At 73.5% G+C, this 24,285-nt stretch carries 21 protein-coding genes; 14 read left to right on the forward strand and 7 right to left on the reverse strand.

What is annotated here, in order from left to right; all coding sequences use genetic code 11:
* Positions 1-72: 72 nt before the first annotated feature.
* Both dapA and E1287_RS26510 read right to left on the reverse strand, forming a co-directional pair.
* Positions 73-993, reverse strand: a complete 921-nt coding sequence (gene dapA, locus E1287_RS26505) for a 4-hydroxy-tetrahydrodipicolinate synthase (RefSeq protein ID WP_131967785.1) — start codon at positions 991-993, stop codon at positions 73-75.
* Between the two features lie 30 nt (positions 994-1,023).
* A complete protein-coding gene (locus tag E1287_RS26510; RefSeq protein WP_207934474.1) occupies positions 1,024-2,454 on the reverse strand; it encodes a fumarylacetoacetate hydrolase family protein in 1,431 nt (476 codons plus the stop codon).
* 202 nt (positions 2,455-2,656) lie between these two features.
* Here E1287_RS26510 and E1287_RS26515 point away from each other — a divergent pair, with 202 nt between their 5' ends.
* Positions 2,657-3,388: an alpha/beta fold hydrolase gene (locus tag E1287_RS26515; RefSeq protein ID WP_131967786.1), complete on the forward strand. Its 732-nt coding sequence runs from the start codon at positions 2,657-2,659 to the stop codon at positions 3,386-3,388.
* A gap of 51 nt (positions 3,389-3,439) precedes the next feature.
* Complete coding sequence (locus tag E1287_RS26520; protein WP_131967787.1) at positions 3,440-4,114, forward strand: GntR family transcriptional regulator; 675 nt, start codon at positions 3,440-3,442, stop codon at positions 4,112-4,114.
* 136 nt (positions 4,115-4,250) lie between these two features.
* Here the strand turns inward: E1287_RS26520 and E1287_RS26525 are convergent, their stop codons facing one another.
* Positions 4,251-4,988 carry an SDR family NAD(P)-dependent oxidoreductase gene (locus tag E1287_RS26525; RefSeq protein ID WP_207934475.1) on the reverse strand — a complete coding sequence of 246 codons (738 nt, stop codon included), beginning with the start codon at positions 4,986-4,988 and terminating at the stop codon, positions 4,251-4,253.
* Complete coding sequence (locus E1287_RS26530; protein WP_131967788.1) at positions 4,985-5,977, reverse strand: methyltransferase dimerization domain-containing protein; 993 nt, start codon at positions 5,975-5,977, stop codon at positions 4,985-4,987. Before E1287_RS26530 ends, E1287_RS26525 begins: the two co-directional genes overlap by 4 nt.
* Positions 5,978-6,086: 109 nt before the next feature.
* Between E1287_RS26530 and E1287_RS26535 the strand changes: the two genes are divergently transcribed.
* A complete protein-coding gene (locus E1287_RS26535) occupies positions 6,087-7,106 on the forward strand; it encodes an aldo/keto reductase (protein WP_131967789.1) in 1,020 nt (339 codons plus the stop codon).
* Between the two features lie 64 nt (positions 7,107-7,170).
* Here E1287_RS26535 and E1287_RS26540 read toward each other — a convergent pair whose 3' ends face one another.
* Positions 7,171-8,565 (reverse strand): amidohydrolase family protein, encoded by a 1,395-nt coding sequence (locus E1287_RS26540; protein WP_131967790.1) that lies wholly within the window; start codon positions 8,563-8,565, stop codon positions 7,171-7,173.
* Positions 8,566-8,683: 118 nt separating this feature from the next.
* On the opposite strand from E1287_RS26540, the gene E1287_RS26545 reads away from it, so the two are divergent.
* From E1287_RS26545 to E1287_RS26575, 7 genes are read left to right on the forward strand one after another with little or no spacing between them, the layout of a single operon-like run.
* Entirely contained in the window at positions 8,684-9,634 is a 951-nt protein-coding gene (locus tag E1287_RS26545; RefSeq protein ID WP_131967791.1) for an alpha/beta hydrolase, read from the forward strand.
* A complete protein-coding gene (locus tag E1287_RS26550) occupies positions 9,631-10,386 on the forward strand; it encodes an ABC transporter ATP-binding protein (RefSeq protein ID WP_131967792.1) in 756 nt (251 codons plus the stop codon). The genes E1287_RS26545 and E1287_RS26550 overlap by 4 nt, the downstream gene beginning before the upstream one ends.
* Positions 10,383-12,137: an ATP-binding cassette domain-containing protein gene (locus E1287_RS26555; protein WP_131967793.1), complete on the forward strand. Its 1,755-nt coding sequence runs from the start codon at positions 10,383-10,385 to the stop codon at positions 12,135-12,137. The genes E1287_RS26550 and E1287_RS26555 overlap by 4 nt, the downstream gene beginning before the upstream one ends.
* Before the next feature lie 53 nt (positions 12,138-12,190).
* A complete protein-coding gene (locus E1287_RS26560) occupies positions 12,191-13,357 on the forward strand; it encodes an ABC transporter substrate-binding protein (RefSeq protein WP_131967794.1) in 1,167 nt (388 codons plus the stop codon).
* Between the two features lie 58 nt (positions 13,358-13,415).
* Positions 13,416-14,288 carry a branched-chain amino acid ABC transporter permease gene (locus E1287_RS26565; protein ID WP_131967795.1) on the forward strand — a complete coding sequence of 291 codons (873 nt, stop codon included), beginning with the start codon at positions 13,416-13,418 and terminating at the stop codon, positions 14,286-14,288.
* 28 nt (positions 14,289-14,316) lie between these two features.
* A complete protein-coding gene (locus E1287_RS26570) occupies positions 14,317-15,423 on the forward strand; it encodes a zinc-binding dehydrogenase (RefSeq protein ID WP_131967796.1) in 1,107 nt (368 codons plus the stop codon).
* A gap of 16 nt (positions 15,424-15,439) precedes the next feature.
* Complete coding sequence (locus tag E1287_RS26575; protein WP_243719451.1) at positions 15,440-16,405, forward strand: aldo/keto reductase; 966 nt, start codon at positions 15,440-15,442, stop codon at positions 16,403-16,405.
* 67 nt (positions 16,406-16,472) lie between these two features.
* Here E1287_RS26575 and E1287_RS26580 read toward each other — a convergent pair whose 3' ends face one another.
* Entirely contained in the window at positions 16,473-16,868 is a 396-nt protein-coding gene (locus tag E1287_RS26580) for an STAS domain-containing protein (protein ID WP_165969189.1), read from the reverse strand.
* A gap of 141 nt (positions 16,869-17,009) precedes the next feature.
* A complete protein-coding gene (locus E1287_RS26585) occupies positions 17,010-17,882 on the reverse strand; it encodes an LLM class flavin-dependent oxidoreductase (RefSeq protein WP_131967799.1) in 873 nt (290 codons plus the stop codon).
* A gap of 98 nt (positions 17,883-17,980) precedes the next feature.
* Between E1287_RS26585 and E1287_RS26590 the strand changes: the two genes are divergently transcribed.
* Genes E1287_RS26590 through E1287_RS26605 form a run of 4 tightly spaced genes read left to right on the forward strand, consistent with a single transcriptional unit; the run spans position 17,981 to position 24,278 of the window.
* On the forward strand, positions 17,981-19,036 hold the full coding sequence (locus E1287_RS26590) for an iron chelate uptake ABC transporter family permease subunit (RefSeq protein ID WP_131967800.1): 1,056 nt from the start codon (positions 17,981-17,983) through the stop codon (positions 19,034-19,036).
* Positions 19,037-19,041: 5 nt separating this feature from the next.
* Positions 19,042-20,058, forward strand: coding sequence for an iron chelate uptake ABC transporter family permease subunit (locus E1287_RS26595; RefSeq protein WP_131967814.1), 1,017 nt, complete (start codon positions 19,042-19,044; stop codon positions 20,056-20,058).
* Positions 20,055-20,864, forward strand: a complete 810-nt coding sequence (locus tag E1287_RS26600; RefSeq protein WP_131967801.1) for an ABC transporter ATP-binding protein — start codon at positions 20,055-20,057, stop codon at positions 20,862-20,864. The genes E1287_RS26595 and E1287_RS26600 overlap by 4 nt, the downstream gene beginning before the upstream one ends.
* A 30-nt stretch (positions 20,865-20,894) precedes the next feature.
* Positions 20,895-24,278, forward strand: a complete 3,384-nt coding sequence (locus tag E1287_RS26605) for an amino acid adenylation domain-containing protein (protein WP_243719452.1) — start codon at positions 20,895-20,897, stop codon at positions 24,276-24,278.
* Positions 24,279-24,285: the final 7 nt, after the last annotated feature.

Here is a 24,285-nt window from a genome sequence, read left to right on the forward strand (position 1 = left end):
TAAGAGACAGGGGGAGGGGCATCGTGCTCTCTTCCGGTTCGTTGTGGGACGGCGCTGGCGCGGGGACCGGTGTCAGATCCCCGCGGTGAGGTCGCCGCCCTGGTCGAGCAGCGCGCGGATGCGCGCCCGGGCGTCGCCGGACGGCGCCGCGAGCGGCGGCCGGACGTGCCCGGACGGGATCCGGCCCTGCCGCTCCAGCACCCACTTGGCGGGCGCCGGGTTGGTCTCGACGAACAGCAGGTCCACCAGGGGGTGCAGGCGGTAGTGCAGGTCGCGGGCGGCGGCGTGGTCGCCGGCCGTCCACAGCTCGTACATCCGCGCGACGGCGGCGGGCGCGAGGTTGGTCACGGCGCTGATGAACCCGGCGCCGCCGAGGGCGAGCAGCGGCAGGCACAGCAGCTCGATCCCCGACCAGACGAGCAGCTCGGGCCCGCAGGCGTGCAGGACGCGCGAGAAGTGCTCGAAGTCCTTGGTCGTCTCCTTGATCCCGACGACGTTGTCGAAGTCGGCGAACAGCCGCCGGACGGTCTCCGGCGCGATGTCCACGGCCGTCCGCGACGGCACGTTGTAGATCACGAGCGGCAGGTCCGGGAACTCGCGCGCGACGGCCGCGTACCAGTCGTACAGGGCGTTCTGGGTGGGCCGCGCGTAGTACGGGGTGATGATCAGGGCGGCGTCGGCTCCGGCCTCGCGGGCGGCGGCGGTGATCTCCAGCGTCTCGTCCAGCTTCGCCGAGCCGGTGCCGGGCAGGAACGGGACGCGGTCGGCGACCTCGTCCGCGGCCGTCCGGATGGCGGCGATGCGCTCGGCCGCCGTCTGCGCGCTCGGCTCGCCGGTCGAGCCGCCCAGGGAGATTCCGTGCGAGCCGGACTCCAGCTGCCAGCGGATCAGGCCGCGCAGCGCGTCGTGGTCGACGGCGCCCTCGGCGGTGAACGGCGTGACGACGGGCGCGATGGACCCGCGGATCGTGGCCGGGTCGGTGCGGAACTTCAACGGTGCTCCTCGATGGTCTGAGCTGTGGTCTCAGCTGTGGTCGCGGCGCCAGGTCTCGTAGGCCGCGCGCCAGCGCGGCCCGAGCGGGTACAGGCCGTCGACGGGCTCGCCGGCGGCGACGCGCTCGGTGATGAAGCGCTCCTGCGCCTCCTGCTCGGCGGCGTCCGCGGCGAGGCCCTCGACGATGCCCGGGGGGATGACGACGACGCCGTCCGCGTCGCCGACCAGGACGTCGCCGGGCTGGACGAGCGCGCCCCCGCAGGCGATCGGCAGCCCGGTGTCCCAGGGGACGTGGCGGCGGCCGAGCACGGCCGGGTGCGCGCCCGCGTGGAAGACGGGCAGGTCCATGCCGGCGACGGTCGCGCTGTCGCGGAGCCCGCCGTCGGTGACGACCCCGGCGGCGCCGCGCTGCTGGGCACGCAAGGCGAGGATGTCGCCGATCGTCCCGGACGAGGAGTCGCGGCGCGCGTCCATCACCAGCACCTGGCCGGGGCGCAGCTCCTCGATGGCGCGCTTCTGCGCGTTCATGCCGCCGCCGTGGCGCTCGAACAGGTCCTCGCGGAGCGGCAGGTAGCGGAGCGTGTGCGCGGTGCCGACCATCTTGACGTCGTCCCCGCCCGCCGGGTGGACGCCGTCGATCGACATGTGCTGGAGCCCGCGCTTGCGCATCTGGGAGCTGAGCGTCGCGGTCGACAGGCCGCGCAGCGCCTCCGCGACGGCCTCGTCCAGCGTGGGCTTCGCCACGTAGGCCGCGCCCCAGGCGTCGGCGCGCGCGGCGTCGTCCGCGCGGGGCATCGCGCCCCAGTCGTCGAGCGGCCCGGCCGCCACGACCGTGTTGGACAGCCGTCCGGTCGACTCGGCGCCGGCGGTCACCTCGACCTCGACGGTGTCGCCGGGACGGGCCACCGACGCGCCGGCCGGGGTGCCGGTGAGGATGACGTCGCCCGCTTCGAGGGTGACCAGCCGGGACAGGTCGGCGACCAGCGCCGCGAACGGGAACAGGAGCGTGTCGCTGGTGTCGTCCTGGACGATCTCGCCGTTCACCCAGGTGCGGATCCGCAGCCCGGCGGGGTCGAGGCCGCGGGCGTCGAGGAGCCGCGGCCCGATCGGGGTGAACCCGTCCGCGCCCTTGGAGCGCAGGTTGGAGCCGCGGTCGGCCCACTTCATGTCGTGCACGCCCGCGTCGTTGGCGGCCGTCACCCAGCCGACGTGGTCCCACGCGTCCGCGGGCGCGACCCGGTGCGCGCGCCGCCCGATGACCAGGGCGATCTCGCCCTCGAACGTCATGAGCTCGCAGCCGTCCGGGCGGGCGAGGGGATCGCCGGTCCCGGCGAGGGAGGACGGCGGCTTGAGGAAGTACGAGGGCTCGGCGGGGATCCGCCCGCGCTCCCCGGCGCGGGACGGGAAGTTGAGGTGGACGGCGATGATCTTCGAGGGCAGGTCGCCCAGCGGGTGCGGCACTGCGAGCTCTCCTGTGACGGGACGGGAACGGACCTGGCACCAGGTCTGAGCAAATCGTATATGAAGTCATGCACGATGACGAGGGTGCAATAGGTCTCGCTTCAACCGTTCCAACATGTGGGACGGGCGGGAGCCGGATGCGAAGTTCCCGTGCAGTATGATCGCAAATCGTATGCGAAATCCTCTAGGAGGTGCTTGACGGATGGCCGACCTCGCCGTTCGCACGTTCACGTCCGCAGACCCGGCGGACGCGCCCCCCGTGCTCCTCGTGCACGGCTTCTGCTCGGACGGGAAGGCCGACTGGGTCGACACCGGCATCGCCGACGCCCTCACCGCCGCCGGGCGGACCGTCGTCGTCCCCGACCTGCCAGGACACGGGGAGAGCCCGTCGCCCGCCGCCTCCGCGGAGGTCACCGCTCCGGCCATCGCCGCCGACCTCGTCGCCGTCATGGACCGCGCCGGGTTCTCCACGTTCGACGCGGCCGGTTACTCGCTCGGAGCCAGGATCGCATGGGAGCTGCCCGCCGCTGCGCCCGGCCGCGTGGAACGCACCGTGCTGGGCGGACTCAGCCCCGCGGAGCCGTTCACCGCCGTGGACGTCGACGCGCTGCACCGCGCCGTCCGCGAGGGGACCGAGCCCGGCGACCCGTTCACCGGGATGATCGCCGGCATGATCACGTCCCAGGGCGACCGCGCCGCCGGGCTCGCGCTGTGCGTCGAAGGACTGCGCGCGGCCCCCTTCGCGGGAGGCGCCTGGAATGCGAAAGTCCTTCCCGTGTTCGTCGTCGGAGAGAATGATGAGCTGACACGAGGAATCGGAGGCCTCGCCGAAGAACTCGGCGAGGCGCGACTGGTCACCGTGCCGGGCGCCCACCACGAGGTGCTGGGAGGTGCGGCCTTCCGCGCCGCCCTGCTGGACGCGCTGTCGCGGTGACCGGGCCGGCGAACAAGACCGGGGGTGCGGGCCGAAGATGAGGAGAACCGGGTGACTGCCGCGAAGAAGCAGGACCAGACCAAGGAGAGCAAGGCCGAGTTCTGCTACGAGCTGCTGCGGTCGCGCATCCTGGAGGGCACCTACGTGCCCGGCTACCGGCTGGTCATCAACCAGCTCGCCCAGGAGACCGGGGTCAGCACCATTCCGCTGCGCGAGGCGCTGCGCCGCCTGCAGTCCGACGGGCTCGTCGAGGTGGTGCGCAACGTCGGCGCCCGCGTCGCGGTCTTCGACGCCGAGCAGGTGGAGCACACGCTGCAGATCCTGGCCCGCCTGGAGGGCTACGCCACCGCGATCTCCGCGCCGTTCATGAAGGCCGGGGAGATCGGCCGCTCCCGCAAGATCAACGACCGCATGGTCGAGGCGCTGGAGGAGTTCGATCCCACCGCGTTCACCGCGCTCAACCGGGAGTTCCACTTCTCCATCTACGAGCACTGCCCCGACGCGCACCTGAAGGCCCTGCTGGAGGCCGAGTGGACGCGCCTGGACCACATGCGCCGCTCCACCTTCACCTACGTCCCCGGCCGCGCCCGCCGCTCGGTGGTCGAGCACGAGCGCATCCTGGAGCTCATCGCCAAGGGCGCCGAATCCGCCGAGATCGAGCGCGTGGCCTGCGCCCACAAGAACGCCACCGCCGACGCCCTCCACAGCGCCGTCCCCCATAAGTAACTCCCATGGGGGCGACCCCCTGGAACCCCCGTCACGGTCGAGGTTCGACCTGCCGGGGCCGGGGTGGCAGGAACGGCGAACGCGCCGTTCCCGCCGGGCGACTGGTGGGGAACGGCGCGTTCGAGTTCAATGCCGGTCAGGTGAGGAGCTGGCCTCCGTCGACCTGGATCACCGCGCCGGTGATGTGGCCCGCCTGGTCGGACGCGAGGAACAGGACCAGGGGGGCGACGTCGTCCGTTGTGGCGATCTTGCTCAGCGGGATGCGGGACTCCCAGGCCGCGCGGGCCTCGGCGTTCTCCATGAGCCCGGCCGTCATCGGCGTGTGGACCGGTCCAGGCGCGACGCCGTTGACGCGGATGCCGTGCCCGGCCAGCTCCAGCGCGGCGGTCCGGGTGAGGGCGTCCACGGCCGCCTTGGTGGCCTCGTAGTGGCCGAGGCCGGGGGTCGGCTGGCGCGCGCCGATCGAGCTGATGTTGACGATGCGCCCCTTGGTGCCGTGCTCGATCATCTGGTTCGCCACCGCCTGGGTGACGGTGAACGTGCCGCGCAGGTTGACCGCGACGACGGTGTCGAAGATCTCCAGGGGCAGGGACGCCAGCGGCCCGCCGCCCGCGACGAGCCCCGCGTTGTTGACCAGGATCTCGACCGGGCCGACGGTCCCGGCCACGTGCGCGACCCCGGCGGCGACCGCGGCCGCGTCGGTGATGTCCATGGTGACGGCGTGGCCGTCCAGCTCCTTGGCGGCCTCGGCGGCGGCCTCGGCGTCGCGGTCGGCGATCACGACCCGGTCGCCGGCGGCGGCGAACGCGGCGGCCACCGCGCGGCCGATGCCGCTCGCGCCGCCGGTGACCAGGACGACGCGTCCCGCGCTCACTTCGCCTCCGCGATGATGATGCGCGGGCTGCCGGGCAGCGAGCGGGTCTCGACCGGCTCCCAGCCGGCGGCGGTGAGCCAGCCGCGGACCTCGTCCTCGGGGTAGACGACGGTGCCGTCGATGACCAGGTACTCGCCGGCGTGCAGGGCGTCGATGGCGCGCTGCTCCGGGTCGTCGTCGAGGAAGAAGTCGAGCAGGACGAGGGTGGCGCCGGGGGCGGCGGCGCGCCGGGCCTTCCCGATCAGCGTCCTGTTCTGCTCGGCGTCGAAGCGGTGCACGACGTGCTCCAGCAGGACGCAGTCGAAACCGTCCGGGATCTCGCCGGTCAGCGGGTCGGACTGGACGACCTCGCTGCGGTCGGCGAGGCCGGCGTCGTCCAGGGCCTTGCGGGTGAACTCGATGAAGTCGCCGGGCGCGACGAAGGTGCCGTGCGCCTTCTCGGCCGCGCGCAGCGCCTCGACGAGGAACGCGCCGGACAGCCCGCCGAAGTCCAGGATCCGCGAATAGGGGGTGAAGTCGAAGTTCTCCGCCAGCATCTTCGCGTGCAGCGCGTTGTAGGTCATCACGCCGGTCATGAACGTCTGCATCCGGTCGCCGGAGAGGTCGAGCGGCTGCGGCTCCGCGCTGGCCGTGGTGGCGGCGAAGTCGAGCCAGTGCGGGTAGCTGATCGCGTCCAGGAAGGCCAGGAACGGGCGCAGGTCGACGCCGTCCTCGCCGCCCGCGAGGTACGCCGCGGTGGCCGGGGAGTTGGCATAGCGGCCGTCCTCGCGCGTCAGCAGGCCGAAACCGGACATGGTGTCGGCGAGGATGCGGGCGGTGCGTTCCGGCAGCCCGGCCCGGCCGGCCAGCTCGGCCGCCGTCGCGGGGCCGTCCGCCAGCGCGGCGAACACGCCGGCCTCACTCGCCGCGAACAGCTGCTTGGCGGCCATGTAGCCGGTGGCGACGCCGAGAATGGACGAGGGGTCGGCGCCCGGGGAGGGATGCGACATCAAACTGTCTCCTTCGCGGTGAGAATATGCAGGATGCTATACGATCTAACGCAGAGACGGCCAGGGGTCCGCCCGGGGCCGACCACCCCTCTCACCGGAGGCAGTCACGATGGAGTTCGCAGAACGGGTGCCCAGGCGGCGGCTCGGCGTGCACGGCCCGGAGGTCCCGCTCCTGGCCCTCGGCTCCTGGAACACCTGGGACCGCATGGACCCCGAGGACGCGGCGGAGCTCGTCCGGCTCGCGGTCGACCGCGGCGTGAACATGTTCGACGTCGCGCACTACAACTTCGGCCCGCACTCCGAGAACGCCGTCACGGACATCCTCTTCGGGCAGGCCATCCGGGATGCCGGAATCGCCCGCGAAGACTACCTTCTGTGCGGGAAGCTCTGGCTGTGGGAATACCCTGCGTCCTCCTTCGCCGAGCAGATCGAGGTGTCGCTCGGCCGCGTCGGCACCGATCGCGCGGACTCGGTCGTGGTCGGCGACTTCATGGAGCGCCCCGACCTGCACGCCGTCGTGACGGACGTGGCGGAGCTCGTCCGGGCCGGGAGGTTCGCGTCCTGGGGCGTCAACAACTGGTCGGCCTGCGACGTGCTGTTCGCCTGCCGGTTCGCCGCCGCCGAGGGCCTGGTGCCGCCGTCGTTCGCGCAGCTCAAGTACAACCTGGCCCGCCGGTCGGTGCCGGAGGGCGCGCTGTACGCCAGGCTGTTCGCCGAGGAGGGCCTCGCGCTGCAGGCGTCGGACGTGCTGGAGGGCGGCATCCTCGCCGGGAAGGCCGACCCGCAGCGCAAGATCGGCGCCGACCCCGGCGGCATCCGTGACCGGATCCGCGCCGCCCTCCCCGAGATCCGCCGCATCGCGGACGGCTTCGGCGCCACCCCCGGGCAGCTCGCGATCGCGTTCTGCCTGGCCCATCCGGCGGTCGCGAACGTCCTGGTCGGCGTCAGCAGGTCCGATCAGCTGGAGGACAACCTGGCCGCACTCGGCCTCTGCGCCCGGCACGGCGATGAGCTGCGCGACGCCGCGGCCGGGCTGTGGCTGGACGAGGGCGTGGTGGACCCCGCGGCCTCCTGGGGAACCGACGCTCCTTCCGCGTCCCTCCGCGACGACGCCGTCCCGTGCAGCTGACGAACCGCTGATCAGGCGGGCCGCCGACCCGGCCCGTCCAGTAGGTACGGCCCGCCCGGCGGGTTCAGAGTTCGTAGACGACCTCGCCGTCCAGGACGGTCATCCGCACCGGCACCGACGGCAGCGACTCCGGCTCCGTGCCGAACAGGTCGCCGTCGAGGACGCACAGGTCGGCGACCTTTCCGGGCTCGATCGAGCCCTTCGTCCGCTCCTCGCCGTCCTGCCACGCGGGCGTGATCGTGTAGGCGCGCAGCGCCTCGGCGAGCGCGAGCCGCTGCGCCTCCCCGCGGACGGAGCCGTCCAGGCCCCTGCGGGTCACCGCCGCCGCGACGCCGGCGCGCCAGTCCGGGGTCAGCACGGGGGAGTCGGAGCTGAGGCACAGCCGGACGCCGGCGTCCAGCGCGTCGCGGGTCGGCCACGCGTCCCGGAGGGCGTCCTCCCCGAGGGCGTCGGCGAGCATGGGCTCGGTCGCGACCGGTATCCCGGCCTGGGTGTTCAGCCCGATCCCGGCGGCCGACATGACGGTCAGCGTCCGCGGCGCGAGCAGGTCGCCGTGGATGACGTAGTGCCGGGCGTCGCGCTCGCTCCGCCGCAGCGCCGCCGCCAGCGCGTCCGCCACGACCCGGGTGGTGGCGTCGCCGGTCGCGTGCACGCCGATCTGGTGCCCGGCGTCGTGCGCCGCGTCGATCATCGCGCGCAGCGCCTCCTCCCGCCTGTCGTCCGAGCGGCCCTCGACCAGCAGCGCGCCGTGGGAGCCGTCGGTATAAGGACGGTCCGTCCAGGCGGTGCGCATCGGCGGGATGCCGTCGGCGAAGATCTTCACGCCCGCGACCTTGAAGCGTCCTTGCACGTCAGCGGGCGGTTTGAAGTCGCGCAGGCCGTCAAAGAACTCCTGCGCGGAGCTGCGGCCGTCCAGCTCCCCGAACAGCAGCAGGGCGGTCACCCGGGCCTTGAGCCTGCCCTGCGCGGCCAGCTCGGCGTAGTCGTGCAGGGCGGCGGAGCCGAAGCAGCCGGTGGCGCCGCCGTCCTCGCCGGGCCCGAGGCCGGGCTCGGTGTAGCTGGTGATCCCGAAGGAGGCGAGCAGGTCGGCGGTGCGCAGGAGGGCCCGGCGGCGGTCGTCGGCGGTCTCCAGCCGGGACGGGGCCGGCGGGCCCGCGGGGGGCTCGTGCGAGTGGCCGCCGCCGGAACCGGCCAACTGGTCCATGAGCAGGTTCGGCCACATCGCGCCGAGCCACATACCGTGCAGATGGGAGTCGTTGATGCCGGGCAGGACTGAGCGTCCCTCCAGCCGGACGACCCGCGTGCCGGGCCCGGTCAAAGGGGCGATCTCTTCGGCCGCGCCCACGCGCGCGATACGGCCGCCGCGGACGGCGACCGCCTCGGCGACGCGGTCGCGGGCGTCGACCGTGTGGACCCTGCCACCGGTCAGGACGAGGTCGGCGAAGGAAACATCCGGCATATCCTGCTCCAACTCTGGACACCGTCGATGGGATGCAATTAACGTACACGGAATCAGATACGATTTTGGAGTGTCCAGCCCGACGGGCTGGGACACACCGGGCCTTCGGAGGTAAACGATGCCCCTGGATCCCGAGGCGCGGCGGATCATCGAGCGCACTCCTGCCGAGGACCCGAACGCATCAGGACCACTCGACGTCGTCGCGATGCGCGAGGGATTCAGCCAGATGTGGGTCATGCCGGACGACCTCCCCGAGGTCGGCTCCGTCGCCGACACCACGATCCCCGGCCCGGCGGGCGAGCTGCCCGTCCGCGTGTACACCCCCAAGGGCCCAGGCCCCTTCCCCACCTTCGTCTGGTACCACGGCGGCGGCTGGACGATCGGCGGCCTCGACGAGAACGAGTACTCCTGCCGCGCCGTCTGCGCCGCCGCGGACGTGATCGTCCTCTCCGTCGACTACCGGCTCGCCCCCGAGAACCCCTTCCCGGCGGCGGCCGAGGACGCCTACGCCGCCGTCGCCTGGGTCGCCGAGCACGGCCGGGAGATCGGCGCCGACCCGTCCCGCATCGCGGTCGGCGGGGAGAGCGCGGGCGGCAACCTCGCCGCCGTCGCCGCCCTCAAGGCCCGCGACCTCGGCGGCCCGGAACTGGCGCTCCAAGTGCTCGTGTCTCCCGTCCTAGGCCACCCGGACGACGGACGTCCCTCCTACGCCGAGTTCGCCGAAGGGTACTTCCTCTCCAAGTCGAGCATGGACTGGTTCTTCACCACCTACCCGACCGGCCCCGCCGACCTCGACGACCCGTATCTGCTGCCGCTGCGCTCCGACAACCTGAAGGGCGTGGCGCCCGCGCTGGTCCTGGAGGCGGAGTGCGACGTGCTCCGCGACGAGGGCGAGGAGTACGCCGCCCGGCTGAAGGACGCGGGCGTCGAGACCGAGCTCGTCCGCTACGACGGCATCATCCACGCGTTCTTCGGCCCGCTCGCCACCGAGCTGTCGGCCGCCAAGGACGCCCAGGCCAAGGCCGCCGCCGCGCTCCGCGCCGCGTTCGGCGCGGAAGGCGACCGATGACCGCTCCGGCGCTCGCCCTGGACGGCGTGAAGGTGAACCGGGCCGAGGTCCCGGTCGTCCACGACGTCACCCTCGACGCGGCCCCGGGCGCGGTCACCGTCGTGCTCGGCGCGAACGGGGCCGGGAAGACGACGCTCATGGACGGCATCGCCGGCCTCGCCCCCGTCAAGGCCGGCACGATCAAGCTGGACGGGACGCCCATCGAGAAGCTCCCGCCCTACAAGCGGGCCCGCGCCGGCCTCGGCTACGTCGAGCAGGCGCGCACCACGTTCCGGACGCTCACCGTCGAGCAGAACCTCATCGTCTCCCAGTCGGGCGACGGCGACCTCGGGACCGTCTACAAGCTCTTCCCCGAGCTGGACAAGCGGCGCAACCTGCAGGCCGGGCACCTGTCGGGCGGCGAGCAGCAGATGCTCGTGCTCGGCCGGGCGCTGGTCTCCGCGCCGAAGGTCGTCCTGATCGACGAGATGTCGCTGGGCCTCGCGCCGATGGTGGTGCGCCGGCTCATGGGCACGGTCGGCGAGCTGGCCGGGATGGGTATCGCGGTCGTGCTGATCGAGCAGTTCGCGAACCTGGCCCTCGACATCGGCGCCCACGTCCACGTCCTGCGCAAGGGCGGCGTGGTCTTCTCCGGCCCGTGCGAGGAGCTGCGCGGCGACGAGGACCGCCTCCACCGCCTCTACTTCGGCGGCCCGCCGCTGAGCGCCGCCACCGAGAAGGACTCTGGCACAACTGAGAGCGAGCCCGAATGAACGTGCTGGACAAGCGGAGCCTCGGCGCCGGCCTCGGCGCCGCGGTCCTCGCGTGCGCGGTGCTGCCGGTGGTGCTGCCGCCGTACTGGATCTACCTCGCGATCAGCGCGGCGATCAGCGCGGTGATCATGCAGAGCTTCGGCGTGATCGTCGGCCGGGCCGGCGTCATATCGCTGTGCCAGATGTCGTTCGCGGCGATCGGCGCGTGGGTCGTGCTGCGGCTCAACGTGGCGGAGGCGCCCGGCGGCTTCTACCTGTGGCTGATCCTCGGCGGCCTCGCCGCGGTGCCCGTCGGCGTCGCGATCGGGCTGCCCGCGCTGCGCATCCGCGGCGTCAACCTCGCCGTGGTCACGTTCGGGTTCGCGGTGTCCACCGACATCGTCCTGAACGTCAACGAGTTCCCGGGCGCCAAGGACCTGACGACGCTGGACCGGCCCGCCCCGTTCGACACCGACGGCGGCTACTTCGTCTTCTGCATGATCGTGTTCACCGTCCTGGCCGTCGCGCTCGGGATCATCGGCAAGACCCGGCTCGGGCTGTCCTGGTACGAGCTGCGGCACTCCGAGCGGTCCGCCGCCGCGCACGGCATCTCGGTGGCGCGCAGCAAGCTCGCCGCCTTCGCGATCAGCGCGTTCGTCGCCGGGATCGGCGGCGGGCTGCTGGCCGGCCAGCTCAGCCTGGTGGTGCCGCAGAACTTCGCGATGGGCCAGTCCCTGGCGCTGTTCGCGGTCGCCGTCATGATCGGCCCGCACCATCCGGAGGGGGCCGTGATCGGCGGGGTCTTCGGCGCGATCATGGGCACGATCATGGAGAAGATCTCGCTGCCGCAGGACTTCGGCGGCGTGCTCTTCGGCGTCGGCGCGCTGCTCGCGCTGCGCAGCGGGCTGAGCCAGACCGACCTCACCCGGATGCGCAAGCGGGAGGCCGGCGCCCGCAAGCTGCTGAAGGCCGCCGAGGAGGAGCCCGCCGGGGACCGGGCCGCCGACGGGAAGGCCGAGACCCCGGCCGTGCCCGCCGCGCCGCGCCCCGCGGGCGACCGGACGCCGCTCCTCACCGTCAAGGGGATGACCGTCAAGTTCGGGGAGGTCGTCGCGCTCGACGCCGTCGACCTGACCGTCCCGGAAGGCGGCGTCGTCGGGCTCATCGGCCCGAACGGCGCCGGCAAGTCCACGTTCATCGCGGCGGTCAGCGGGTTCGTCGGCTACCAGGGCGCGGTGGACCTGGCCGGACGGCCCCTGGACCGGCTCTCCCCGAACAAGCGCGCGACGCTCGGGCTGCGCCGCACCTTCCAGACCACCGCGATCGCGCCCGAGCTCACCCAGTACGAGTACCTGACGATCGGCGCGGGCCGGCGGCTGACCCGCGCCGAGGCGGACGAGCTGCTGGAGTTCTTCGGCTGCCCGCCCGGGCAGGTCCCGGTGTCCATCGTGGACGCCGGCAGCCGCAGGCTCCTCGACGTCGCGGCGGCGATCGCGGCGCGTCCCAAGGTCGCGCTGCTGGACGAGCCCGCCGCCGGGCAGTCCGCGGCCGAGTCGCTGACGCTCGGCGCCCGGCTCGCCGCCGTCCCGGAGGCGTTCGGGGTGTCGATCCTGCTGGTCGAGCACGACATGGAGCTGGTCCAGGCGGTGTGCGAGGAGGTCACCGTCCTGGACTTCGGGAATGTGATCGCCTCAGGCCCGACCGGCGAGGTACTGGAGGACCCCGCCGTCAGGGCCGCCTATCTCGGGGCCGCGGACGTCCCGGCGTCCTGAGCCGTTCCGTCGAACCACCACCCACCTTCCCCGCGAAAACAAGGGCCCACACGATGAAACGCACATACACGCGCACAGCCACGGGGGCGGCCGCGGCCGCACTTGTCATCTCCATCGCCGGCGCCGGCTGCTCGGACTCCGGCGGCACCGACGGGCCGATCAAGGTCGGCGCGATCAACGGCATCACCGGGCTGTTCCAGACGCCCGAGGTCCCGAAGGCCGTCAAGGCGGTCTTCGACGAGGTCAACGCGGCCGGCGGCATCAACGGCCGGAAGCTGGAGCTGGTCAGCAAGGACGACGCGATGGACCCGGCGCGGTCCAGCCAGGCCGCCCGGCAGCTGATCAAGTCGGAGAACGTGGTCGCGCTCGCCGGCTCGTCCAGCGCGGTGGACTGCGGCGTCAACCGCGCCACCTACACCAAGGAGAAGATCGTCTCGGTGCCGGCGATCGGCGTCGACCCGTCCTGTTTCACCAGCCCGAACATCGCGCCGGTGAACCCGGGCCCGTACACGCTCACCACGGCGATGCTGTACTACGCGTCCGAGACGCTGAAGCGCGACAAGGTCTGCGTCGCCTACACCGTCCTGCCCGGCAGCGGCGGCGGCATCGAGGCCGCCATCAAGGAGTGGACGAACCTCACCGGCAAGACGCTCGCGCACAAGAACCTAAACGTCGGCCAGGGCGACCCGACCCGCTACCTGGTGGGGCTCAAGAACGCCGGCTGCCAGGCCGTGGCCTACAACTCGCAGGTCGGGCCGTGGTTCAAGCAGGCCAAGACGCAGGGCATGCAGAACGTCGACTTCATCCTGGCGGCGAACAGCTACACCGACGCCAACGCCAAGGTGATCCCGCCGGACATGAACGCCTACGCGGGCACCGAGTGGCAGCCGTACACCGACCCGACGCTGCCCGGCAACGAGCGCTGGTCCCAGATCATCCAGAAGAACGGCATCCAGAAGACGGCGTTCAGCCAGGGCGCGGTCATGTCCGCGGACGTGTTCGTCCAGGTCCTCAAGACCATCAAGGGCGACATCACCCGCGAGTCGGTGACCAAGGCGTTCAAGGAGATGAAGCCGATCAACTACCCGATGGTCGGCACCCCGTACGTCTTCGGCCCCGGCAAGGAGCACAACCCGATCAAGGGCAGCCAGTTCGTCAAGGCGGAGAACGGCGCCTGGAAGGTCCTTCCCGGCGGCTTCACCGTCCCCACCAAGAAGTAGCCGTGGGCGCCGGGCGCGCGGGGCCTCCCCGCGCGCCCGGGCCCACCGGAGGTATCCGATGCTGAACTCTGTGATCGCCGGGCTGAGCAGCGGCGGCGGTTACGCCCTGCTCGGCCTGTGCGTCGTGCTGACCTACCGGCTCGTCGCCGTCGTCAACTTCGCGATGACGGCCGTCGGCGCGATGGGCGCCTTCGTGATGGTGTCGCTCACCGACGAGGGCCTGAACGTCTGGCTGGCCCTGCTGATCGGCCTGGTCTCCGCGGCGGTGCTGTCCGGCGTGTTCGGCGCGGCGCTCGCCCGCTGGTTCGCGGGCCACCGGGAGGGGACGAAGGCCGCCGTCACGGTGGCGGTGTACGTGGCGCTGACCGCGATCGGGCTGCGGCTGTTCGGCGGCACCACCACCGGCGCGCGCCGGTTCCCGGACCCGTTCAGCGATCCCGTCTTCACGGTCGGGAGCGTCGTCATCCCGCAGTCGGTGCTGGTGTCGCTGGCGTTCGCGGTGCTCATCACGGTGGGGGTCGGGCTGATGCTGACCCGCACCCGGATCGGGCTGAAGCTGCAGGCGCTGTCGGAGCGGCCCGGCACCGCCCAGGTCGTCGGCATTCCCGCGCCGGTGCTCGCCGTCGGCGTGTGGTCCGGCGTCGGCGCCATCACGATGCTGGTGATCGTGCTGGTCGCGCCGCGGCTCGGCGGCGACTTCGGCACCCTGGCCGGGCTGATCAGCACCGCGCTGGCGGTGGCGATGGTCGGCGCGTTCAAGAACCTGCCGCTGACGCTCGCCGGCGGCCTGATCGTGGGCTGCCTGGAGGGCATGTCGTCCTCCGTGGACTCCATCCAGAAGTACCAGGGCGTCGTGCCCTTCCTGGTGATCCTCGTACTCCTGTGGTGGCGCAGCCGCCGCGAGGTCTGGGACACCGCGCACAGCCGCTGAGCGCGGTAGAGAAAAGAAACGAGGAAAGATGCTCCACCCGACCTCCACCAGGGCGGCCGTGCTCCGCGAGCACGGCGCGGACCTGAGCATCGAGGAGCTCCCGCTGCCCGCCGAGTGCGAGCCGGGCGCGGCGCTCGTCCGGGTCGACTGCGCGACGCTGTGCGCGACGGACGTGCACCTGTGGTCCGGCGCGATGTCGTTCCCGGAGATGCTGCCGATCGTCCTCGGCCACGAGACGATGGGCACCGTCTGCGCCGTCGGCCCCGGCACCCGCGACGCGCTCGGCCGGGACGTCAAGGTCGGCGACCGCATCGGGTGGTCGGAGTCGGTGTGCGGGCACTGCTACGGCTGCACCGTCCTGCGCAACCCCGTCGCGTGCTCCGAGCGCGGCTACGGGTTCCTGCTGCGCGCCGACCGCTTCCCGTACGCGACGGGCGGCCTCGCCGGGCACAACTACGTGACGCCCGGCGCGCTGAAGCTCGTCCTGCCGGACGAGGTGAAGGACACGTGGGCGGCGTCCGCGGGATGCGCGGTCAAGACCGTCCTGCACGCCTTCGACCGGGCCGGGGGAGTGCGCCCCGGATCGGCGGTCGTGGTGCAGGGCGCGGGCGCGCTCGGCATCGTCGCGACGGCCGTGGCGAGCCTGTCCGGCGCCGGCAAGGTGATCACGATCGGCGCGCCGGACGCCCGCCTCGACCTGGCCCGCCGCTTCGGCGCCGACGAGACCATCGGGCTGGACGGCGACGCCGACTCCCGGGTCGCCGCCGTCCAGGAGGCCACGCGGGGGCGCGGTGCGGAACTCGTCCTCGACCTCGCCGGGGCGCCCGGCGTCGGCGCGGAGGCGGTCGGCATGGCCGCGTTCGGCGGCCGGTTCGTCATCGTCGGCAGCACAGGACCCCAGCCGGACCAGCTCTCCCTCGGCGCGATCATGGGCAAGGAGCTGAACGTGCTCGGCTCGCTGAACGGCGACGTCGGCGACCTGTACCGCAGCATCGAGTTCCTGCGCGGCTCCGCGGACCGCTTCCCCTGGGACGACCTGTTCAGCGCCCCGGACGGCCTCGCCGGGGCGTCCGGCGCGCTGTCGGCCATGTCGCGGCTGGAGCAGGTCAAGGCCGTCATCAACCCCAACCGGTAAGGAAACGCCCCCCATCGTGTCTCCACAAAATGTCCCCCACCGCCGCCTGGGCTCGGCCGGGCCGGAGGCGTCCGTCCTGTCGCTCGGCTCCTGGCACACCTACGACCGGATGGACTTCGGCGACGCGGTGAAGATGCTCAGGCACGCCGTCGACTCCGGCATCAACCTGTTCGACGTCGCCGTCTACGGCATCCCCGGCGTCCATCCGCCGGTGTTCACCGACGTGCTGTTCTCCGCGATGGTCCGCGCCGCCGGGATCGCCCGGGACGACTACCTGCTGTCCACAAAGCTGTGGCTGGAGGGGTACCCCGAGCACTCGATGCGCGACCAGCTGACCAACGCGCTGTTCCGGGTCGGCGCCGACCACGCGGACGTGGCCGTCCTCGGCGACATCCGCAGCGACGACCTCGACCTCAAGACGCTCGCCGAGGACCTCGCCGCGCTGGAGCGGGAGGGCCTGCTCGGCTGCTGGGGCGTCAACAACTGGTCGGCCACCGCGATCCGGACGATCCGCGAGCACGCCCTGGCCGCCGGGTCGCCGGGCCCGCAGCTCGCGCAGCTGAAGTACAGCCCGTGCCGGCGCTCCATCCCGGACGGCGAGCCGTTCGCGGCCGTCTTCGCCGACGGCGTGTCGCTGCAGGCGTCCGACGTCCTGGAGGGCGGCATCCTGGCGGGCAAGTCGGGGGAGTCCCGGCAGATCGGCCGCGACCCCGGCGACATCCGCCCGCGCATCCAGGAGGCCGCCAAGGGCCTGGCCGACCTGGGCCGGGAGCTGGACGCGAGCCCGGCCCAGCTCTGCATCGCGTTCACGCTCACGCACCCGTCCACCAGCACCGTGCTGTTCGGCTCCACGAGCATGCAGCAGCTCACCGACAACATCGCGGCGCTGGACGTCCTGGACCGCGTCGGCGCGGACCGGCTCCGCTCCCTGATGGACCCGTTCTGGGCGGACCGCGACATCGTCGACCCCGAGGGCCCCTGAGCCTCGACCCCGCCGGGGCCGGCCAGCGGTCGGCCCCGGCGGCCCCGCCCGGGACGGTCGGCGCGGTTCAGGTCTCGGTCAGGTCGGCGATCGCCTGCTCGGTCGTCTCATGGGCGATGAGGTGGCGGTCCAGGCCGCTGCGCTCGATGATCGTGCGGAACCGCCGCTCCGGGCGGGCGAGGACGAGCCGCCCGCCCGCCGCGCGGGCGGCCTTCCACAGCACGATCAGGGCGTTGAGCCCGAACGAGTCGCAGAACCCGACCCCGCCGACGTCCAGGACGACCCGCGCCGGCCCGTCCAGCCGGCCCATGTCCGCGAGGACGCGCTCGCGCAGCCGCCCGGCCGTGACGAGCGTCAGCTCGCCGTCCGCCTCCACCAGCAGGCACTGCCCGCGGATCTCGCTGCGGATCCGCAGCCGGTCCGGGTCGGCGGCGCCCGGCCGCTGCTCCGCGTCGTGCGACACACTGATCACCTTCTGTCATCCCGCAGGCATCTCGCCTACCCGCGACAGCACAGGTCATGCGGTGCGCCGGCGTTTCAGAGCCCGGCCGGAACCAATAAGCGGCCTCCGTCGGCCTCCGTCGGCCCGCCTGCCTCCGTCGGCTCACAGGCCGATGGCGTCGGCGAGGAGGTCGACCTGGTCCGGGTCGGGGTCGTTGCCCGTGAAGATCAGCTCGTCGCAGCCGATCCGCGCGAACGCGTCGACCGCCGCCCTGATCTGGTCGGCGGAGTGGTACGCCTGGGAGACGCCGTACTCGGCGTACTCGGGCCCGGCGAAGGAGTAGTACGGGCCGATGGCGTCGGCCAGCGACCGCCGCGCCCGCGGCCCGAGCGCGTACATCACCGACGCGACCAGCCGCGGGGACCCCTCCCTGCCCGCTTCCGACCAGGCCTTCCGCAGGCCGGGCGCGAACTCCTGGACGTCCTCCACGGTCGCGTCCCCGGCGATCCATCCGGCGCCGCGGGCAGCGATGCGCCGGATCGCGGCGGGGGAGTGGCCCCCGAACAGGAGCGGCGGCCCGCCCGGGGTGGCGGGCGGCGGCCCGACCGGCTCGTGCCCGTCCACGCCGCCCCGGGCGACGACCTCGGCCAGGCGGTCCAGCAACGCGTCGAACTGGCGCCCGCGGGTGCCGTAGTCGACGCCGCCCGCCGCGAAGTCGTCCTCCCGGATCCCGGGGGCGAGGCCGAGCCGGAGCCGCCCGGCCCCGGCGACCTGGTCCAGCGTGGTGACGGCCGTGGCGAACAGCGCGTGGTCGGCGCGCAGCGGCGCCAGCAGCACGCTGGTGAGCAGCCCGATGCGGGAGGTCGCCCCGGCCGCCGCGGCCAGGGTGATCAGCGGTTCCGGGGTCGTCCATACGAGGCGGTCGCTGACGCCGAGGGTGGCGAAGCCGCGCCGCTCCGCCCTGCGCGCCCACTCGACCAGTGCCCTGCCGTCGGTCCACGGTGCGTGGCCGGGCAGTCCGATGCCGATGTCCATGCGGCCGAGACTGCAACCTCGACCGCGGTCGAGGTCAACGCCCCTGCCGGCCGCGGGGCCCACTTATCAAGCGTTTTAGCTTAGGCTAGCCTTATCTCGTGCTTTCCCCCGTGCGAAAACGCCCGCCGCGAACCCTGGTGAAGGCGGGCGGGCGGCGCGGTCGCGGAGGGCACCTCGGCCGGCTGGCGCTGCTCACGGCCGTGCTCCTGCTGACCGTCGTGGCGAGCCTCGCGATCGGGGCCGGGGACGTCCCGCTCGGACGGGTGCTGCCCGGCGTCTTCTCGCCGGACGACACATCGCGGCCGGATCTGATCGTCCACGAGCTGCGGCTGCCGCGCACGGTCCTCGGCATCGCCGTCGGGATGGCGCTCGGGCTCGCCGGAGCCGTGATGCAGGCGCTGACCCGCAACCCGCTCGCCGAGCCGGGGCTGCTCGGCGTGAACGGCGGCGCGGCGCTCGCGGTCGTCATCGTCATCGGGTCGACCCAGGTGGACGACCCGCTCGTCTACGTGTGGGCGGCGTTCCTGGGCGCGGCGGGCGCGGCGGCGCTCGTCTACATGATCGGCGCGCGGGGGCGCGGCGGCGCGTCGCCCGCGCGGCTGGTGCTCGCGGGCGCGGCCGTCGAGGCCGTGTTCACCGCGCTCACGGCCGGGCTGATGCTGCTCAGCCCGGGCAGCTTCGGCGGCTTCCGGTTCTGGCAGGTCGGCAGCCTCGGCGGGCGGGAGATGTCGGTCTTCGTCCGCATCCTGCCGTTCGTGCTGGCCGGCGTCGTCCTGGCGCTGCTGCTCGCCCGCCCGCTGAACGCGCTCGGCATGGGCGACGAGGCGGGCAAGGCGCTCGGCTCCCGCCCGGGGCGGACGCGGGCGCTCGGCGCGCTCGCCGTGGTGGTGCTGTGCGGGTCGGCGACGGCGGCGGCGGGGCCGATCGTGTTCCTCGGGCTGGCCGTGCCGTTCATCGTCCGGACGGCGGTCGGGCCCGACCAGCGGCTCGTGCTGCCGTACTCGCTGCTGCTCGCGCCCGTCCTGCTGCTCGGCGCGGACATCATCGGCCGGGTCATCACGCCCGGCGAGCTGGAGACCGGGATCGTCACCGCGTTCCTCGGGGCGCCGCTGTTCGCGCTGATGGTCCGGCGGGGAAGGACGCGGGACCTGTGAGAGTGATGCGCGCGGGGGCGCTGTCGGTGCGCTGGGAGCCGCGGGCCGCGGCGGTGTGCGGGGCGCTGGCGCTGGTCGCGGCGAGCGCGGCCGTCCTGGTCGTGGGCTCGGGCGAGTTCCCGATCTCGCCGCCGGACGTGGTGCGGGCCCTCGCCGGCCAGGCCGACCAGGCCACCGAGTTCATCGTCACGACGCTGCGGCTGCCGCGCGCCGTGACCGGGCTCCTCGCCGGGCTCGCGCTCGGCCTCAGCGGCGCGATCTTCCAGAGCGTCTCCCGCAACCCGCTCGGCAGCCCCGACCTGATCGGGTTCACCACCGGGTCGGCGTCCGGCGCGCTGCTGCAGATCCTCGTGTTCGGCGGCGGCGCGGTCGCGATCACCGTCAGCTCGGTCGCGGGCTCGGTGCTGACCGCGATGGGCGTGTACCTGGTCGCCTACCGGCGCGGCGGCGGCGTGCACGGCGTCCGGCTGGTGCTGATCGGCGTCGCGGCGGCGGCGATGCTGCAGGCGCTGAACTCCTACCTCATCACCCGCGCGGAGCTGCGCGAGGGCTACGAGGCCGCGTTCTGGCTGACCGGCAGCCTGAACGGGCGCGACTGGGACCAGGCCGTCCCGCTCGGGATCGCGCTGGCCGTGCTCGTCCCGGCGGCGCTGCTCCTCGCCCGCCCGCTCGGCATGGGCGAGCTGGGCGACGACGCGGCGCAGGCGCTCGGCGTGCCCGTCCAGCGGACCAGGGCGCTGCTCACGGTCGCCGGCGTGGGCCTCGTCGCGGCGGCCACGGCGGCGGCCGGGCCCGTCCCGTTCGTCGCGCTGGCGGCGCCGCAGCTCGCCCGGCGGATGACGCGGCGGCCCGGCGCGCAGCTGCTGCCCGCCGCGCTGACCGGCGCCGCGCTGCTGGCCACCGCCGACCTGATCTCGCTCCACCTGCCGGTCGCCATGCCGGTGGGCGTCGTCACCGGCGTCCTCGGCGGCGCGTACCTGGCCTGGCTGCTGTCGACCACCGGACGGAAGGGGATGGCATGACCCGGTTGCGCGCGGACGACCTCACCCTGGCCTACGAGAGGCGCGTCGTCGCCGAGAACCTCGGCGTGCGGATCCCGGACGAGTCGTTCACCGTCATCGTCGGGCCGAACGCGTGCGGCAAGTCCACGCTGCTCCGCGCCCTCGCCCGGCTGCTGCGCCCTCGCGCGGGCACGGTGTACCTGGACGACGCCCCGATCACCGCCCTGCCGCCGAAACGGCTCGCGCGGCGGCTCGGCCTGCTGCCGCAGTCGCCGCTGACGCCCGAGGGCATCACGGTCGCCGACCTCGTCGCGCGCGGTCGCTACCCGCACCAGGGCCTGCTGCGCCAGTGGTCCCGCGAGGACGAGGCCGCCGTCGGCGAGGCGATGGCCGCCGTCGGCGTCACCGATCTCGCCGACCGGGTCGTGGACGAGCTGTCCGGCGGCCAGCGGCAGCGGGTCTGGCTGGCGCTCGTCCTGGCCCAGGAGACCGGCATCATGCTGCTGGACGAGCCCACGACCTACCTCGACATCGCGCACCAGATCGAGGTCCTCGACCTGTGCGCGCGGCTGCACGAGGAGGGCCGCACGCTCGTCGCGGTGCTGCACGACCTCAACCACGCCTGCCGGTACGCCACCCATCTGATCGCGATGCGCGGCGGGGAGATCCTCGCGGAGGGCCCGCCCGCGGAGATCGTCACCGCCGACCTCGTGGAGCGCGTGTTCGGCCTGCCGTGCCGCGTCATCCCCGACCCGGAGACGGACACGCCGCTGATCGTCCCGGCCGACCGGCGGCGGGCGTTGACGGCCGGAAAACCTCTCAATTAGGTTTGCCTTACCTAATCTGGAGGGAGTGCCGTGCCCACCGCGCTGACCTGGGAAGACCTGCACGCCGCGCTGGCGGAGGTGCTCGGCGAGCCCGCCGGGGCCGACGACAACCTGATCGAGCTCGGGATGGATTCGATCCGGCTCATGCAGCTGACCGGGCGGCTGCGCCGCCGCGGCGTCGAGATCCGGTTCGCCGAGCTGGCCGAGCGGCCCACGCTCGCCGGCTGGTGGGCCCTGCTCGCCGAGAAGGGCCAGGTCGACGCGTCCGAGGGGCCTGACGACGCCGGGCCGGACGAGTTCGACCCGGCCGACATCGAGCCCGACGGGCCGTTCCCGCTGGCGCTGATGCAGCACGCCTACTGGATCGGCCGCGACTCCGGCCAGTCGCTCGGCTCCGTCGCCGCGCACCTGTACGTCGAGCTCGACGGGCGCGAGATCGACCCCGCCCGCCTGGAGGACGCCGTCCGCGCCCTGGTGGCGCGGCACCCGATGCTCCGCGTCGCCGTGTCCGACGACGGCGCCCAGCGCATCCTGCCCGAGCGTCCAGGGCCCGCCGTGACCGTCCATGACCTGCGTGAATCCGCCGACCCCGAGGCGGGGCTGGAGGCGATCCGCGCCGAGATGTCGGAGCAGCGGCTCCCGATCGAGGACGGCCGCGTCTTCGACGCCCGCCTCAGCCTGCTGCCCGCCGGGACGTCCCGCCTCCACCTCGACGTCGACATGGTCGCCGCCGACGCGATGAGCTACCGCGTCATGCTCGACGACCTCGCCGCCCTGTACGAGGGGGAGACGCTCGCGCCGATCCGCTACGGCTACGCCCGCTACCTCGCCGACGACCCCCGCGCCGAGGCCCGCGAGCAGGACCGCCGCTGGTGGGCCGACCGCCTCGCCGACCTGCCGGGGCCGCCCGAGCTGCCGGTCGTCGCAGAGCCCGGGAACCGCGTCGAGCGCAAGCACCACTGGCTCTCGCCCGACGACAAGGACCGCTTCATCGCCCGCGCGCACGCCGAGGGCGTCACCCCCGCGATGGCCCTCGCGACGGTCTTCGCCGAGGTCATCGGCGCATGGTCGGCGACGCCCCGGTTCCTGCTCAACCTGCCGCTGTTCCACCGCGAGCCCGTCCACCCCGACGTGGACAAGGTCGTCGGCGACTTCACCGGCTCCATCATGCTGGAGGCCGACCTCACCGAAGACCTCACTTTCATCGGGCGCGCCCGCGCCGTCCAGGCGAACCTGCACACGGCCGGCGCGCACAGCGACTACTCCGGCCTGGAGGTGCTGCGGGACCTGTCCCGGCAGCGCGGCGAGCAGGTCCTCGCGCCGATCGTCTACACGAGCGCGCTCAACCTGGGCGAGCTGTTCGGCGAGCGCGTCCGGGGGCACTTCGGCGAGCCGGGGTGGATCGTCTCGCAGGGCCCGCAGGTGCTGCTGGACGCGCAGGTCACCGAGGTGTCCGGCGGCCTGCTGCTGAACTGGGACGTGCGCCGTCCCGCGTTCCCGGACGGCGTCGCCGAGGCGATGTTCGCCGCCTACACGTCCGCGATCACCCGTCTCGGCGCGCCAGGCGCCGACTGGGACGTCCCGCTCGGCATCGCGGCGCCGCCGTCGCAGCTCCGCGTCCGGCACGGGCTGAACGCGACCCCCGCGCCGCCGCCGCGCACCCTGACCGAGGGCTTCTTCGAGCACGCCCGCCGCCGTCCGGACGCCCCCGCGCTGCACTGGGGCGACGACGGGACGCTCACCTATGGCGAACTCGCCGCCCGTGCGCTGCGCATCGCGTCCGGCCTGGCCGGGGAGGGCGTGCGGCCGGGCGACCGGGTGTCGGTCGAGCTTCCCAAGGGGCCTGACCAGGCCGCGGCCGTCCTCGGCGTCCTCGCCGCGGGCGCCGCCTACGTCCCCATCGGCCCGGAGCAGCCCGAGGCCCGCCGCGCGAAGATCCGCGCGACCGCCCGCGTCGCCGCGTCCCTCGCCCCTGATCGGATCGCGGACGCCGAGCCGCTGGCCGAGCCGGTGAAGACCCGCCCAGAACAGGTGGCGTACGTGCTGTTCACGTCCGGGTCGACGGGCGAGCCGAAGGGCGTCGAGGTGTCGCACGGCGCGGCCATGAACACCATCGGCGACCTCGTCGACCGGTTCGCGCTCGGCCCGGACGACGTCACGTTCGGGATCTCCGCGCTCGACTTCGACCTGTCGGTGTTCGACCTGTTCGCGCCCTGGCACGCGGGCGGCGCGGTCGTCCTCCCGGACGAGGACGAGCGCCGCGACGCCGCCCGCTGGGCCGATCTCGTCCGGCGGCGGTCGGTGACGGTGCTGAACTGCGTCCCGTCCGTGCTGGAGATGCTGCTGCGCGCCGGCCGCGCCGAGAGCCTGCGGCTGGTGCTGCTCGGCGGCGACTGGGTCGGCACGCACCTGCCCGCGTTGCTGGACGAGCGCGCCCCCGGCTGCCGCTTCGTCGCGCTCGGCGGGACGACGGAGACCGCGATCCACTCCACCGTGCAGGAGGTCGTGGGGGAGGTGCCGCGGGACTGGCACGCCGTCCCGTACGGGGTCCCGCTGCGCGGCGTCGCCTGCCGGGTGGTGGACGAGCTGGGCCGCGACCGTCCCGACTGGGTGGCGGGCGAGCTGTGGATCGGCGGCTCCGGCGTCGCGGACGGCTACGCCGCCGACCCGGAGCGCACCGCCGACCGGTTCGTCGTCCACGAGGGCGCCCGCTGGTACCGGACGGGCGACCTCGCCCGCTACCGCCCCGACGGCACCCTGGAATTCCTCGGCCGCCGCGACCACCAGGTCAAGGTCCGCGGGTTCCGGATCGAGCTCGGCGAGGTCGAGGCCGCGCTGCGCGACCACCCGGCCGTGGGACGGGCCGTCGCGCTGCTGGCGAACGGCCGCCTCTCCGCCACCGTCGAGGCCGGGGAGGATCTCGACCGGGACGCGGTGCTGGCGCACGTCCGGGAGCTGCTGCCGCCGCACATGGTGCCCGAACTGCTCGTCCGCGTGGACGAGCTGCCGCTGACCGCCAACGGCAAGGTCGACCGGAAGGCGCTCGCCGCGCTGGCCGCCGCCGAGGCCGGGGAGGCGTCCGCCGCCTACGTCGAGCCGGAGACACCGCTGGAGAAGGTGTTCGCCCGGGTCGTGGCCGGGGTGCTGGGGGCGGAGCGCGTCGGCGCGGACGCCGACTTCTTCGCGCTCGGCGGCGACTCCGTCCTCGCCACCACCGTGATCGCGCGGCTGCGGGAGGCGCTCGACACGACCGCGCTGCCGGTGCGGGTCCTGTTCGCCGAGCGGACGGTCGCGCGCGTCTGCCGCCGCTTCACCGAGCTGCAGGAGACGCCGGGACGCCTGGAGGCCGTCGCCGCGATCTGGCTGGAGGTCGAGGCGATGAGCGAGGACGAACTCGCCGCCCGCCTCGGCTGACCGCCCC

Source organism: Actinomadura sp. KC06 (assembly GCF_004348735.1).
Taxonomy (GTDB): domain Bacteria; phylum Actinomycetota; class Actinomycetes; order Streptosporangiales; family Streptosporangiaceae; genus Spirillospora.